Origin of the sequence: Gluconobacter sphaericus NBRC 12467 (assembly GCF_006539125.1) — a bacterium.
Lineage (GTDB): Bacteria > Pseudomonadota > Alphaproteobacteria > Acetobacterales > Acetobacteraceae > Gluconobacter > Gluconobacter sphaericus.
This window is the reverse complement of sequence record NZ_BJMK01000003.1, coordinates 147,803-162,419: the sequence shown is the minus strand read 5'-3', so window position 1 is coordinate 162,419 and position 14,617 is coordinate 147,803. Positions and strand designations below refer to the sequence as shown.

Genomic DNA, 14,617 nt, shown 5'->3' with positions numbered 1-14,617 from the left:
TTTTTCGTTGCGGGCTATCCCACATCATTGAACTTTCACCCGTTTGTGACCGTCTGCGTCGTACCTGTCTCAGAACTGCGACAGGTACGACGCAGTGCGAGGAGCGCGATGACCACAACACTGTCCCGCACCTGCCTGACCGCTTCATGGGCAAGATGCTCCACGAACTACAATCTGGATCCGTCCGAGCGGTGGGAAACAGAAGTCCTCAGCCAGCCGGAGCTGCGCTTCGTCAGCGGGCGCACCCAGCGCCTGATCCAGAGTGCCCTGCCCGAGATGCAGCATCTGCACAGGCTCGTGGATCGGCTGGATTTCACGGTCATGCTGGCCGATCCCACAGGGATCGTTCTCTCCCGCCATACCCAGCGCAGCCAGCTCAGCGGCTGCAGGCGCTGGCGTTTTCAGGCAGGAGCGGTATGGGACGAGCAGAATGCAGGAACCAATGCCATCGGCACCTGCCTGCGTGAGGAACGCCCCGTTATGGTCGTGCATGACCAGCACTGGCGGCTATGTTTCCGCAAGCTCACAGGCATGGCCGTACCGGTCTATAATTCCATCGGGGAACTCGCAGGCGCGATGAATATCTGTTCATTTACGGCGGAGAACGTCGTGCCCACCGCGCAGCTGCTGATGGATGCGCTCCTAACGACTGCCCGGCGCGTGGAGGAGAAACTGTTTCATGACCGCTTCGGGCAGGCCATGATCATGACCCTGGGGCCGTCCACGTCATCCTCGTCGATGTTAGTCGCTCTTGACCGTGACGGTCATGTCCAAGGTGCGACACATGCCAGCCGCCAGCACATGAACTGGCCCGAGGGCGAGCTGTCCAGCCTCCCCGCCCTGCTACCCCTGCTCGATGCGCAGGAAGAGCCCAATTTCCGTCGGGCAGAAGCGCAGGTTATTCACTCCGCCCTTGCAACGGTCCACGGAAATGTCAGTGCCGCCGCGCGTCTTCTGGGCGTGAGTCGCGCGACGCTGCACCGCAAGATCAGGGCGTTGGATCTTGAGCGCTGAAACCTGACAGGGCTGCGGCGTAATCGTCAGGGCGGAAACCGACCAGCAGCAGGCCCGGAGCTTCCAGAACCGGACGCCGGATCATGGCAGGCTGCTCCAGCATGAGCGCAATGGCACGTTCCGCATCAAGGTTGTCCTTCAGTTCCGGTGACAGCCTGCGGAACGTCGTTCCCGAACGGTTCAGCAGCTTCTCCCAGCCCAGCTGAGCCACCCAGCCTTCAAGCTGCCCCCGATCGACGCCGTCCTGGCGATAATCATGGAACGTAACCGCCACCCCGTGTTCGGCCAGCCATGTCCACGCCTTGCGCATCGTATCGCAGTTGGGAATGCCGTAGATCGTGATTGATGCGGCCATGGGACTGCTTCCTCGTTTTTCCGGCATGGCCGGAGATGTTGTGCATCATGAAACCATGACGTGGTCATTCCCACAAATCCAGCACCGGGGCTGGGGTCATCACGGTTTGTCAAAAACGCCAAAATCCAGAGTTATTTTTTTGTGGAGAACGCCCGCGCTACGGCGGCTCCCTCATCGCGAGGGAGCCGTTTTTGGTCTCAGGCGACGAGACCGCCATCCACCAGAATGGACGCACCTGTGATGTAGGACGCGTCCGGACTGGCGAGGAACGACACGGTGCGGGCAATGTCATGGACCTTGCCGTAGGATTCCGTGGCCGTGAACTTGCGGATAACGGCGGCGGCCGCTCCGTCCTCGGGGTTTAGGTCGGTTGCGATCGGGCCAGGCTCGACGATGTTCGCCGTGATGCCCTGCGGTCCGAGATCCCGCGCTACACCCTTCGTAAAGCCGATCAGGCCGGCCTTCGTTGCCGAATAGAGCGAGATGCCCGGGAACGGTGCGCGTTCACCAAAGGCCGAGCCGATGTAGATCAGGCGGCCACCCGTCTGCATGTATTTCAGGGCTTCGACCGTTTCGATCATCGCCGCGCGCAGGTTGAGGTTCAGGACATCCTCGATCTGCGTGACGGTCATCTGGGCGATCGGGCCATAGGGGTAGATGCCCGCATTACATACCAGTGCATCCAGACGCCCGAACGCTTCATGCGTTTTCGTGATGGCTGCGATATTGCCGTCCGTGCTGCCGCCATCGGCCTGAACGGCGACGGCCTTGCGGCCCAGCGCCTCAACTTCCGAGACAACTTTCTGCGCAGCTTTTTCATTGCGGGCGTAAGTGATGGCGATATCGAAGCCATCCTGTGCCAGCTTCAGCGCGATGGCCGCGCCGATGCCGCGTGATCCGCCGGTAATGAGCGCTACTCTCTGGGTCATGACCCTGTTCCTTCCTGACTGCGATGACGAAAGATCCGTCTTTAACGTCCAGATCATGAGGCATTTTTATGCCGGACCCAACCACTGCCCTGACATTGTGAAGACATCCCTTCATCAAAGGCCTAGAACACAACTCATGTCGGAACAGCAGAGCCCCACCGGGACCCCGCGCGGGTGGACGGATATTGTCGCAGGTCTATCCCTTGCCTCGGTGAATATTCCGCAGGTTCTGGGCTATACGCGCATTGCGGCCATGCCTGCTGTCACGGGGCTTTATACGGTCCTGCTGCCACTTGTGGCGTTCGCAGCTTTCGGATCATCTCGGCATCTGGTCGTGGCCGCTGATTCCGCGACGGCGGCCATTTTCTCAAGTGCGATCGGCAAGATGGCACTACCCGGGAGTGCGCATTACATCGCGCTCGTCAGCATGACGGCGCTGCTTTGTGCGGGACTTCTGCTGGTGGCGCGGGTTTTTCGGCTGGGGTTTCTGGCGGATTTCCTCTCCCGCACCGTGCTGACGGGATTTCTGGCCGGGGTGGGCGTACAGGTCTGCATCGCAATGCTGCACGACATGCTGGGCGTGTCCGTCAGCGCACATAATCCGTTGCTGCAGGCTTACGAAACCTTCCGTCAGATCCCACATGCGAGCCTCATGGTCACAGGCCTTTCGGCTGTGACGGTCGGGATTCTCATGACCGGGCAGCGTCTGGCCCCGCATCTGCCAGCCGGGCTCTGTGTCGTCATCGGCAGTATTGCACTAAGCATGGGACTGAACCTGTCCCAGCACGGTGTTCCGACACTGGGGCATGTTGCGGGCGGGTTGCCGCTTTTCGGTCTGCCGGACGTCTCATGGAACGAACTTCTGGCACTTCTGCCCGTCGCGGCATCCTGCGTATTCGTCATCATCGCGCAGAGTGCGGCCACGTCCCGTATCTTCGGGGAGCGGTTTCATGAAACCGTTGATGAAAACCGCGATCTTCTGGGTCTGTCGGCAGCCAATGTCGCGGCAGGACTGAGCGGGACTTTCACCGTCAATGGCAGCCCGACACAGACGGCCATGGCCGTGCGTTCCGGTGCCCGCACGCAATTGGCACAGGTCACGTTCGCCTGTGTGACGCTCCTGGTGCTGCTGTTTCTCACACGCCCGCTTGAAGCTCTGCCCCGCTGCGTTCTGGCGGGGATCGTCTTTACTGTCGCGGTCGGCATGATTGACCTGAAAGGCCTGCGGGCAATCCGGCAGGAGAGCCCCGGTGAATTCTGGCTGGCCATCACGACAGCCGCCGTCGTTGTGGGGGTTGGCGTCGAGGAAGGTATTTTCCTTGCCATCGCGCTCTCGCTGTTCCGCCATGTCCGGCACAGCTACGAGCCGCATACGATGGTGCTGCAACAATCCCCGAGCGCCGGTATTCTGGAAGCCCTGCCCGCAAAGAACGGGCTGGAAAGTGCGCCCGGCCTGATTGTCTTCCGGTTCTGCGCGGATCTGTTCTACGCCAATTCGACGCGCTTCCGGCAGGATCTGCTGGGTCTTGTGGAGCATGCGCCTCATCCGGTGCGCTGCGTCGTGCTGGATGCAAGCCCTGTCACGGACATCGATTATTCCGCTGCCGCCGACCTGCGGGCCCTGATCGCACAACTGCATCAGCACGACATTGCGCTGATTTTCGGACGAGTGAGCGTATATCTGCGCGCGGATATGGACCGGCACCATATTACCCCGACACTAGGGGACAACAATATCTATGCCGAACTGCACACGGCGCTGAAAGCCGCCCACCAGATCCTTGGGGACACCGCAGCGTCCCCTCCGACCGTCAGGCCTTCCTGACAAATTCGGACTTCAGGTTCATCGCACCGATCCCGGCAATCTTGCAGGCGATGTCATGCCCGTCGCCACCATCTGAAAGGCGGATGTTCTTCACCTTGGTGCCGCCCTTGACAACCATGGACGAGCCCTTGATCTTCAGATCCTTGATGACCGTCACGGTATCACCATCGGCCAGAACATTGCCGTTGGCATCACGGATCTCGCCGGAAGCCTCACCACTTTCCGCCGTCGTCTCGGCCGGGTTCCACTCATGCGCACATTCCGGGCACATCCACAGCGCACCATCCGGATAAACGTGTTCGCACCCGCAGACCGGGCATTTCAGATTACTGTCCATGATGACCTTTTCCGTTTGTGGCCGGACACTACTGCACGCAGTCCGTATTTCAAAACGGGGATGGACCATTTCCATCAGCTGTTCGTTTGACATGGCGCGTGCGATCAACAGGCAAATATAGATTACCACGCTGCAGGACAGACTGTTCCGACGCTCCGCCCCAACGTGCGCGCAGACCTTTCGGGTCTGCGGGGCAAGCGGATCAGTGTTCCAGATAGAACTCGATAGGAACCGTCAGGGACAGCGGATCGCCCTGCACGCTATCGGGCGGAATAGGCAGCGGTTCGGCACGGTGGATCAAGGCCAGCGTCTCCGCATCCAGCAGGTCATACCCCGCGCTACGCTTGAGACTGACACTCAGGACATGGCCTTTGCGATCCATGACGAAATGCAACAGAGACGTTCCTTCCTGATGCGTGGACTGAGCTGCTTCAGGATAGCGTTTAAACCGTTCCAGACGCGCCAGCAGCTCGCCCTGCCAGGTCACGGGATCATGCGATGCCTGGCTGGACGTCGTGACCGAAGCAGCGCTCGGAGCGGTCGTAGGCGGAGCTTCGACCGTACGGGGGGCTGTTGCCTTTTCCACAGACGGCGCTTTGACCGGAACGGGTGGGAGCGGCTTGTGCACACTTGGCTGGTGCGGCCTGACCTTCTCCGTCTTTGGCACCGGGACCGGCGGGTTGGGCGCCGGGCTTGGCGGGGCTTCGACCTTGGGACGGTCTTCCGGCTGCGCCTCCGTCGAGGCCACTGCCTGCTGCGGAGCGGGATCGACATCCTGTTGCGGTGCCGATACCGGCACGGGGACAGGCGCAAGATCGATGCTGATCGCAGCCGGAGACGGTTCCGCCACCAGAATGGGCTGGGGATGCGCGGACATCACTGCCCAGAACAGGGCCGCCCCCGTAAGGGCAACAACACCCAGAGCAGAACCTCCCCAGAGACGTGCGCTCCGGCGGTCTTCCACATGGCAGGTTGCGGCGTACCACTCCCGAAACCTCGGCAGCGGCACGTTTGCAGAGATCAGCCCGTCCGACATCAGGGCGTTGTGCCTGTCGTCTGGCCCTGGAGCGTTACCAGCGCCACCTTGAGATAACCCGCGCTTCGCAGATGATCCATGACATCCATCAGCGTACCGTAATCCACTGTTTTATCAGCACGCAGGAAAATGCGTTCGTCGCGGTTACCCTTGGTCGCGGCGGCGAGGGCTTCCGTCAGTTGCGCGGCGGGCACATCGTTTTCCCCGAGTGCCAGATTGTGATCTGCCTTGACGGTCAGGAAAACGGGCTCATCGGGGCGCGGTACTGCCTGCTGTGTCGAAGACGGAAGATCGACGGGGACGTTGACGGTCGTAAGCGGCGCCGTGACCATGAAGATCACAAGCAGCACCAGCATAACATCAATGAACGGCGTGACGTTGATTTCGTGCGCTTCAAGCACGGTGTCGTCCGCATGGCGGATCCGGATGGCCATGGAAGCTTACTCTGCCGCAGCCAGCATATCACGACCGAAGCGAAGCACCTTGCCGCCGCTGACCCCGCGCGCCAGATCCCGCGACACCAGACGCATTACGAGCGACGTCAGATCCGCGACACAGGCGCGACAGGCGGCCGTCTGACGGGCGAGATGATTGTAAATGACCACAGCCGGAATGGCCGCGACGAGGCCAAGCGCAGTTGCAAGCAGCGCCTCGGCAATGCCCGGAGCCACGACCGCAAGGCTCGTGGCATGGGCAGCCGCAATGCCTGTGAAGGACGACATGATGCCCCAGACCGTGCCGAACAACCCGACAAACGGAGACGTCGCGCCGATAGTCGCCAACACGCCAGTCCCCCGCATCAGGCGACGGCCTTCGGCAGCTTCCAGCCTCTCAAGATGCAGGACGATGCGCTCCTTGATGCCCTCGCGGTCGCCCGTAATATCCTGCGAGCGCTGACGCTCCACTTCAGCAGCCATGATCATCGCATGCGCAATGCCGGAGCCTGATCCGGCGCGCGTCCATTCCTCGCCAATATCCAGCGTCTCAGCGTCTTCGAGCGTGATTTCCGACTTCTTCAGACGCGCACGAAGACGCTGTAGTTCAATGGTTTTGGCAATGAAGATCGTCCAGGTCACGAGCGAGGCCATCGTCAGGATTGTCATGACACCCCGCACGACCGGGCCGGCGTCGAGAAACATCTGCCAGGGGGAAAAGCTGAGGGACATCACGGCACCTATAGGAACTGCGGGGATACTGCATCAACGATAATAAGAGTCATTCTCATTATCAAGGATAATTCGCATGCTCCTACATGTCGCATCGTATCCGGTGCGCATTTTCGGTGCCTGAAATGAAAAAAGCCCCGGTCTGACCAAGGCTTTTTGTCTCAGTCCTGATGGCCGCTATGATCATGCGGACGCTGAAGGGCTGCGACCACCGTATCATTGACGGGGCGTCCCGACGTTTTTGCAATATCGTCGAGGCTCTGCTCCGCCGATATGACCGTGTAGCCCTGAGACTGAAGGCGATGAATCAGGCCGTCCGCATCCATGTGAACCAGAGGGGCGATATCCGACAGTGGCGCCTGTTCCAGCACCGGAAGCGCCATGAACGCGGTTTTCCGGTTACCCGCATGTCCACCCGGGACCTGGAAGATGAACGGGATGCAGGCCGCGAACGCGATGATCAGCGGCACATACAGCGTCTTGCGCCGGGCGTAATTGACCAGGGACGTCCAGTTCTTCACCAGATGAAGGATGAACGGCGCGAGAAGCACCATGCTCAGCCATTCATGAATGGGATGAAACGACTGTGGCGCCCAGTGGAAAAACATCGCCACACCCGTGACGCCGGAGACAATGAAGAACCCGGTCGTCAGTGGGGTCCCGTATCGGTTCATGAATGTTTTGAACATGTTTCTTTCTTGTGCCAGCACCGCGCCGGCCGCAGGTTGATGTCAGAGAAACAGGAATTTAAGCGGAAAGGTGCCGGCTGACTTCGAGCCCTGTCCCCACGGAGAGTAGATTATGCGGACCGCCGCAAGACAGACCACATAAAGGTCCTTCCACGACATGGTGATGCCCGATGTGCGTCCGATATCGAGGACGGTATTGTTCGTGTCGCTGCTGTCAGCGTCCACCTGAGCGTGAACACGCGCAGCAGACAGGTTGATCGTGCTGTCAGTTACTGTCGTGCCTGCAGTATACGTTCCATCCTGCGCCTTGGCGTCCCCGCCTTCTGGGACGCCAAAACCTGCGCCGGGTGACAGCATGACGAGAGCCGACCATTTCTGACCCCAGCGATCGCGGAAGAATCTGAAAGACGAACCTGATGGCGAAGAAATCGAGAAATCGTTTTCTGAAGGCATGCAGCACCTGAACCCTGGAAGCTTCACAAATCTTACGCCGCCTTCCGCCTGATCCGGAGGAAACCTCGCGTCAGGCAAAAGCGCCACGACGTTCTGACTTAGGTCTGTTTCCCGCACTCCACGCATTATTGCAAATGGTTCTCATTGGCAATAATGCGTGGTAATGACATTGTTGCTTATAAAGCACAAGCAGTCGCTCAAACCTTGATGACAGACATAGTCACGACATTCCTTACAGTGGTACCGACAAGGCAGTCAGAAACGGCATCGGCATGTTTGGCCTTATCTGTCCGGAACAAGCACCGCCAGACTTCAAAGAAGCGCGCCAGATCCTCCAGTGGAACAGCGCCGAATTGAGCAGCCGCAACTCGACGCAGTACGGGTCCCACGGGGCCATGTGCCTCCCTGAAAGCCAGCGGGTCATAAACCGATCAATCCACTCCCGAACCGGTGCCGTCACTACTTCCAGATCCGGGTTGCTCTACCTTGCCAGTTCGATCTCCACGGTCGCCAGAAATTCCGGCTCGTCCTTTACCAGCCGCCACATCGTGTCCAACATGGCATCCACGCACGCCTGACCGCGTAATGCCGCAGCACCATCGCCATAACCTGCGCCTTGATTGGAAACTGCTGCTGCAATGCCCCAAAATTCCGCGCCAATCAATATAGCATATTGCATAATATCACGCAGATGCTTTATTCCTGACAGACTTCCATCACCCATGATGCCCCAAACCCCGTTCGCAGGCCGTCTTTCATGCACATCACTAAATATAGCATATGCTATATAATCATCAATTTACTATCCCGAAATAAACGCTCCTGCACGTGGATGAGCGTCAGTATGGCCGTTCTCGGGACTGCGCTCGCAGCCCCCACATTGCCCGAAACAAAACCGCAGACCGTCAAGAAAACCATCTCGCCCGAGAAAGCCTCCGCCCCCGAACGGATCAGCGTCACAGGACATCTCAATCACGAACGCGCGCGCATTTTCCCCGGCCTCGGCGCCGTGGACTACACCATCGACCAACGCCAGATCACCACCACACCCGGCGGCCAGAACGCGGCCTTCAGCCAGATCCTCCTCCGCGTCCCCGGCGTTGTTCTCGACAGCTATGGCGAGGTCCATGTTCGCGGCGAGCATGGCGGCCTGACCTACCGCGTCAACGGCGTGCTGCTGCCGGAAGGGCTGAACGGTTTCGGACAGGAACTCGACACGCGCATCATCCAGTCCGTAGACCTGCTGACCGGCATCCTCCCCGCCCAGTTCGGCTTCCGCACCGCAGGCGTGGTGGACGTCACGACCAAGACCGGCGACAGCCTCAAACACAATCAGGTCTCACTGTATGGCGGCAGCTACAACACGTTCGTCCCGTCCGTGCAGTTTGGCGGCCAGCATGGAAAACTGGACTATTTCACCACCCTTTCCTTCACGCGCAACAATATCGGCATCGAAAACCCGAGCAACACGTTCCGCGCCATCCATGACGTGACCGAACAGGAGAAAGCCTTCGCGTATCTGTCCTACCATCTCGACGACACAAGCCGCATCACGCTGCTGACGAGCGCCTCCTACGCGGATTTCCAAATCCCCAACTCGTTCAAGACATTCGATACGACCAGCCCGGACTACACGACCCTGTACAACGTCGCGGGCGTCAATCCGCATGACCCGTCCATGAACTGGGCCAATCTGAACGACAGCCAGACCGAACAGAACTACTACGCCGTGCTGTCCTATCAGCGCACGACCGAAAAACTGAACCTTCAGGTCTCACCCTATTTCCGCTACGGTCGGATCGACTACACCCCGGACCGTGACCGCGACCTGATCTATCAGGGCGTCTCCGAACATGAAGTCAACGACTTCACGACCGGCGGCATGCAGGCGGACCTGTCCTACGATATCGCCCCCCATCACACCCTGCGGGCCGGTCTGCTGGGGCAGTACACGTCCGAACGGCTGGATACCGATACGCTGGCCTTCCCCGTGGACGACGCCGGAAACCAGACATCCGACATCGCAAAACGCATGATCGACAATACTGGCAACTGGTCCGTCGAAGCGGGCGCCTATATTCAGGACGAATATAAAATCACCCATAACCTGACCTTCAATTATGGCATTCGCTACGACCGCTTCGCCTCGTCCTTCGACGATGAAGGGCAGTTAAGCCCGCGCGCAAACATGGTCTGGAAACCCGGCCGCACCACGACACTGCATCTGGGCTATTCGCGCTATTTCGCCCCGCCTTCCCCGCAATATGTCTATCCCTCCACACTTGCCCGCTTTTCGGGCACCACCAACGCCGCAGCCAACACGATCGACGATGCCACGAAAGTCGAGAAATCGCATTACGTCGATGGCGGCATCCTCCAGCGCATCACGCCGAACTTTCAGATCACGCTCGATGCCTATGCAAAATGGGCGCATGACCTCACCGATCTGGGGCAGTTCGGTCGGGCGGTCATCCTCGCCCCGTTCAGCTACAAACGCGGCCGCGTCTATGGTGCCGAGTTCGGCAGTTCGTGGCGGCACGGACCGTGGTCGCTGTTCGGTAATTTTTCCTACGTCAAAACCTCGGCCCGTGACATCAATTCGGCGCAGTACCAGTTCGATCTGGCGGAACTCGCCTATATCCGCAACCACGCGATCCAGCTCGACCATCAGGGCGAATTCACTGCCACGGCCGGGGCATCCTGGACCACGAAACACGACATGGCCTATATCGATTTCGTCTATGGCTACGGCCTGCGCAGCGGCTTCGCCAATCTGGAAAAAGAGCCGCAATACGACGTCTTCAACATCGGCTATCAGCACACCTTCACGAAGGTCCCGGTCGGGCATGACATCAAAATCCGCGCGGACGTCATGAACCTGTTCGACAAACGCTACCAGCTCCGCAACGGCAGCGGCGTCGGCATCTATCAGGCCCAGTACGGCCAGCGGCGCGGCACGTTTTTCTCAGTCGTCTCGGAGTTCTGAACGGATGTAAGAACCCGGCCTCACACCGGAACAACCAGCCCCCCCCTAGCTCCTGGCGCAGCGACCCGATGCCGCGGTCAAGCTGCGCCAACAGTCTGTCCAGCCGCCCGTCATTCATGATTTCCAGATCACGCAATTCGCAATGGATCCACTCAAGTCCGGCTTACTCGGACCATTGCGGATAATAAACGGCGTAGGTCGTGTCTTCGAAATTGTCTGGATAAAGCATGATGCGATCCAATCCTCGCGGGTCTGGCAGCAGCTCCATCAGAGCCTGAACAATCAGGAATGCATGGGTATGTCGATATCTTCTCTGCCGATGACATGCAGTCTACATCCGCGTACTTTCGGGCGGTGTCACGGGCGTATCGGCGTTGTGGTAATAATGATAGCCGAGCTGGACCGACTCAGCCTGCCAGTCCGACCTTGCGGAAGAGCCCAAATTGCGAAGCTAAAGCATGCATGAAAACTATTTACCCCCGCCGGCAAATCAGGGGATCGATCCTAACGCGTTTCAGCTTTTCAAACCAGCCAGAACCGGTGCCACAAATCGTCGGTTTTCCAGGACCGGCAGCACCTGCCGGGCATGAGCGACCCGCTCCCGCTCCAGCGTAGCAAAACCGAGAGCCGGCGCCTCACCCAGAGCCAGCGTCACGACACCCAGCGGATCGACCACCATGCTGAACCCGGTATTTCGCGCGCCGCATTCCCCGACCGCCACGACATAGCAGGTATTTTCCAGCGCCCGCGCCACGGACATGATTTCCCAGTGGCGTTCCTTGCCCGGCCCCCGCACCCAGGCAGCAGGCAAAAGCAGGGCCTCTGCGCCCGCCAGAGCCAGATGACGCGCCAACTCCGGAAAGCGTACGTCATAGCAGGTCATAAGACCCACCTTCATATCCCCGATCTGCACCACGGGCGGCAGTTCCAGCCCCGGTGAGGTGCGCTGGGATTCCTTCATGCTGAATGCATCATACAGATGCAGCTTGCGGTATGTTGCAATGAAGGCTTCGTCGCGCAACACGAACTGCGTGTTGTAGAACCTTCCGTGCCCGTCAGGCACATTCACACATCCCGCCACGGCAATGCCCTGACTGGCCTTGCGCAGCCCCTCCATGAACGGTCCGTCCAGCGGCTGCGCCGTCTGCGGCAGGAGTTCCGGGTTATTGATGTCCTGAGCCAGAATCCCTTCGGGCAGGACCAGAAGCTCTGCTCCTCCCTCCCGCGCCCGTGCAATCAGGTCGAGGCATTGCCGCTGGTTGGTTTCCCAGTCCGGCGCAACAGCAAACTGTCCCAGAGCAACTCTCATCACCGCATTCCATTTCCACAAGTCGCATGGGCCATCACGCCCGCCACCACAGCATGCCTGAGCGGTAGGATGGGGTGAAGACGAAATACAGAATTCATGCAGGTAATTCTGTCAGCCGCCAGCGCCCAGAGCGGCTCTGATACTTTTCGGTACAGAAAAAATATCATATCGTAAAGAAAATGAAAAACCAATAAAAATCCCCAAAAGGGCAGAAATAAAGCCCGAACACGCCATAAATGAAAAATTATATTTAATGTTAATTTGTATATAAATATAATTAACAATTTTTTATTCAACTATATTAATCGATTTTCATTTTTTTCTATAAAATACCCAATCAAAATATGAAAAAATTTAACTATTGCGTTATTTTTTCCTAAATCCACACGATAATATTTTTCTCTCCCCACAACTTTCCGGAGACATGAAGTACGTCAGGAGTGACCTGAAAATATTTTTAAAAGCTATCGCGCCAGACTTCATGCACATGTTCCAGACATCTTTTGACATGGATGAATTAGTTGCAACCGCTCACCTTCCGCACGCTGCGCTCCCTACGGTTATCGGGACGCGGATATTTGCTTCTCGGCACGACACTAAGCGCTCTTATGCTGGGCACCGCGGCGCGGGCCGATGACGATATCGTTTCAAAAATGGAACAGGAAATGAGTCGCCTTCAGGCCGCTCAGGCTCATGTGCAGGAAGAACAACGCGTCATCAATCACGACATGGCCCTGCTGAAGGCGGAAATTGCCCGACACCGCACCTCAAGCAGGTCTGCCTCCCATGCGCCCCCCGCGCATGACGGACAGCTCGCCACCGCCCATCTACCTGATCGCAATGATATCCACGCAGACCATAGCAAACGGATCACCACTGTTTCCGCCGGCCGTCATAGCCTTAAAACTGCCGAAGCTCCCCAGTTTGCAGCTACACCAAGCGAAATGACCGCCGCCGCCAGAGCCGAACCCGTCCACGGAGCCGTGGCCCGACGCGACCGCGTTTCCCTCTCTCCCACCGGACGCGGAGTGATCGACACCGACAGAGGCTCGGAACTCGCCGTCGTCGGCCATCGCGCCGAAGACGTGCTCGTCCATTTCGCAGAAAACGGTGTGGGTCCGCATCCGCGTGAGACGATGGGCGCGCAGTCCGCAGGTGCCATCGGCGATCACGGCGTGTTCCACCTTGGCCCGGTCACGCTCATGCTCGGCGGTTTCGTCGATATGGCCGCCGTGCTCGAAAACCGTCATGTCGCATCCGATACGTTCAACTACTGGCAGGACATGCCGTATCCGAACGAGCCGCGCTACCACACCAATAATTTCAACGGCAGCGCCCGCTACAGCCGCCTGTCCCTGCTCGCACGCGGCAACATCAATTCCGAAGCCATCATCTCGGGCTTTTTTGAATCCGATTTTGGCGCCGGCGCCGTCACGACCGATCCTTACGAGAGCAACAGCTATTCCTTCCGCATGCGTCAGGCCTATCTCGCCTATGACGACAACAAGGCAGGCTGGCATTTCCTCGGCGGCCAGGCCTGGAGCCTTCTGACGCCGGGCCGTGCGGGTATCGTCGCGCGACAGGAAAGTCTTCCGGAAACGATTGAAGCGTCGATGCTTGCAGGCCAAACCTGGTCCCGCCAGTGGCAGGTCCGCATCGTGAAGGATTTCTTCCATCACCGGCTGTGGACGGGTCTTTCAATCGAAAATCCCGCCACGCTCTATGACACGACCGGCTTTTCCGCCAGCAACGGAGCCGTATCGATGCCCAACGGCTCCACCGTCACGATCGGCGAGAACGGTGTTGGCCTGACCAATGACACAACCAATTTCTCCAACGAGATCGCACCCGACGTCATCGGCAAGGTCGCCTACGATCCCGTCTGGGGCCATTACGAAATGGAAGGCATCCTGCACTTCCCTCATGACCGCGTGACGATGGGCAATACCGGCCATAACAATACCGCCGTCGGCGGCGGCGCGGGCGGTTCGATGATCCTGCCGCTCATTCCCGGCAAGGTGGAACTGCGCATGGCCGGCCTCGCTGGCTGGGGCATCAACCGTTATGGATCCGTCCTGCTGCCGGATGCCACACTCAAGGCCAATGGTAGCCCCGATCCGCTCTTCGGCATCCAGGCCCAGGCGGGCGTCATCGCGCATCCCAACCCGCGCATCGATGTCTATGGCTATTTCGGCACGCAGCGCGTCGGCCATTCCTATTTCAACGCAAACGGCGCATCTTACGGCTATGGCAACCCCGCCTACTCCAACGCAGGCTGTCTACAGGAACTTTCCACGCTCTCCTGCACAGCCAATACCCGCAGCGTTTCGGAGATCACGATCGGTGGCTGGTGGCGCTTCTTCAAAGGCAAGTTCGGCACCGTGGAAGCGGGCACACAGCTTGCCTATTCGCGGCGACAGATCTGGTCCGGCATCGGCGGCGATCCGCATACCAGCATGAGCCAGATCTTCTTCGACTTCCGCTACCTGCCCTTCCAGTAAGGGCACACGCTCCAGGC

14 protein-coding genes are annotated in these 14,617 nt (G+C 58.9%); 4 read left to right on the top strand and 10 right to left on the bottom strand.

What is annotated here, in order from left to right:
• Window positions 1–108: 108 nt before the first annotated feature.
• Window positions 109–1,014, top strand: a complete 906-nt coding sequence (locus GSP01_RS03840; RefSeq protein ID WP_141350894.1) for a helix-turn-helix domain-containing protein — start codon at window positions 109–111, stop codon at window positions 1,012–1,014.
• On the opposite strand, the gene GSP01_RS03835 is transcribed toward GSP01_RS03840, so the two are convergent.
• Together GSP01_RS03835 and GSP01_RS03830 are read right to left on the bottom strand one after the other, a co-directional pair.
• Window positions 989–1,369 (bottom strand): ArsC family reductase, encoded by a 381-nt coding sequence (locus GSP01_RS03835; protein ID WP_141350891.1) that lies wholly within the window; start codon window positions 1,367–1,369, stop codon window positions 989–991. The two genes, GSP01_RS03840 and GSP01_RS03835, sit on opposite strands and share 26 nt — an antisense overlap.
• A gap of 197 nt (window positions 1,370–1,566) precedes the next feature.
• Window positions 1,567–2,298 (bottom strand): SDR family NAD(P)-dependent oxidoreductase, encoded by a 732-nt coding sequence (locus GSP01_RS03830; RefSeq protein WP_141350889.1) that lies wholly within the window; start codon window positions 2,296–2,298, stop codon window positions 1,567–1,569.
• 136 nt (window positions 2,299–2,434) lie between these two features.
• On the opposite strand from GSP01_RS03830, the gene GSP01_RS03825 reads away from it, so the two are divergent.
• Window positions 2,435–4,123 (top strand): SulP family inorganic anion transporter, encoded by a 1,689-nt coding sequence (locus GSP01_RS03825; RefSeq protein ID WP_141350888.1) that lies wholly within the window; start codon window positions 2,435–2,437, stop codon window positions 4,121–4,123.
• Here GSP01_RS03825 and GSP01_RS03820 read toward each other — a convergent pair.
• From GSP01_RS03820 to GSP01_RS15065, 7 genes are all read right to left on the bottom strand, one after another.
• The gene (locus GSP01_RS03820; RefSeq protein ID WP_141350885.1) at window positions 4,110–4,460 is read right to left on the bottom strand and encodes a zinc ribbon domain-containing protein YjdM; all 351 of its coding nucleotides are present in this window, start codon (window positions 4,458–4,460) and stop codon (window positions 4,110–4,112) included. The two genes, GSP01_RS03825 and GSP01_RS03820, sit on opposite strands and share 14 nt — an antisense overlap.
• A gap of 202 nt (window positions 4,461–4,662) precedes the next feature.
• A complete protein-coding gene (locus GSP01_RS03815) occupies window positions 4,663–5,496 on the bottom strand; it encodes an energy transducer TonB (protein ID WP_141350883.1) in 834 nt (277 codons plus the stop codon).
• Window positions 5,496–5,930: a TonB system transport protein ExbD gene (exbD, locus tag GSP01_RS03810; protein WP_141350881.1), complete on the bottom strand. Its 435-nt coding sequence runs from the start codon at window positions 5,928–5,930 to the stop codon at window positions 5,496–5,498. Before exbD ends, GSP01_RS03815 begins: the two co-directional genes overlap by 1 nt.
• Window positions 5,931–5,936: 6 nt before the next feature.
• Window positions 5,937–6,662: a tonB-system energizer ExbB gene (gene exbB, locus GSP01_RS03805; RefSeq protein ID WP_141350879.1), complete on the bottom strand. Its 726-nt coding sequence runs from the start codon at window positions 6,660–6,662 to the stop codon at window positions 5,937–5,939.
• Window positions 6,663–6,823: 161 nt separating this feature from the next.
• Window positions 6,824–7,351, bottom strand: a complete 528-nt coding sequence (locus GSP01_RS03800) for a DUF4405 domain-containing protein (RefSeq protein WP_141350877.1) — start codon at window positions 7,349–7,351, stop codon at window positions 6,824–6,826.
• Window positions 7,352–7,393: 42 nt separating this feature from the next.
• Window positions 7,394–7,804: a hypothetical protein gene (locus GSP01_RS03795; RefSeq protein WP_174787537.1), complete on the bottom strand. Its 411-nt coding sequence runs from the start codon at window positions 7,802–7,804 to the stop codon at window positions 7,394–7,396.
• Window positions 7,805–8,285: 481 nt separating this feature from the next.
• A complete protein-coding gene (locus GSP01_RS15065) occupies window positions 8,286–8,528 on the bottom strand; it encodes a hypothetical protein (RefSeq protein WP_228123746.1) in 243 nt (80 codons plus the stop codon).
• Between the two features lie 120 nt (window positions 8,529–8,648).
• On the opposite strand from GSP01_RS15065, the gene GSP01_RS03785 reads away from it, so the two are divergent.
• Window positions 8,649–10,790 (top strand): TonB-dependent receptor, encoded by a 2,142-nt coding sequence (locus GSP01_RS03785; RefSeq protein ID WP_255320858.1) that lies wholly within the window; start codon window positions 8,649–8,651, stop codon window positions 10,788–10,790.
• A 514-nt stretch (window positions 10,791–11,304) separates the two neighbouring features.
• Here GSP01_RS03785 and GSP01_RS03780 read toward each other — a convergent pair.
• Complete coding sequence (locus tag GSP01_RS03780; protein WP_174787536.1) at window positions 11,305–12,099, bottom strand: deaminated glutathione amidase; 795 nt, start codon at window positions 12,097–12,099, stop codon at window positions 11,305–11,307.
• Window positions 12,100–12,620: 521 nt separating this feature from the next.
• Between GSP01_RS03780 and GSP01_RS03775 the strand changes: the two genes are divergently transcribed.
• On the top strand, window positions 12,621–14,600 hold the full coding sequence (locus tag GSP01_RS03775; RefSeq protein WP_141350870.1) for a hypothetical protein: 1,980 nt from the start codon (window positions 12,621–12,623) through the stop codon (window positions 14,598–14,600).
• The last annotated feature ends 17 nt before the right edge of the window (window positions 14,601–14,617 follow it).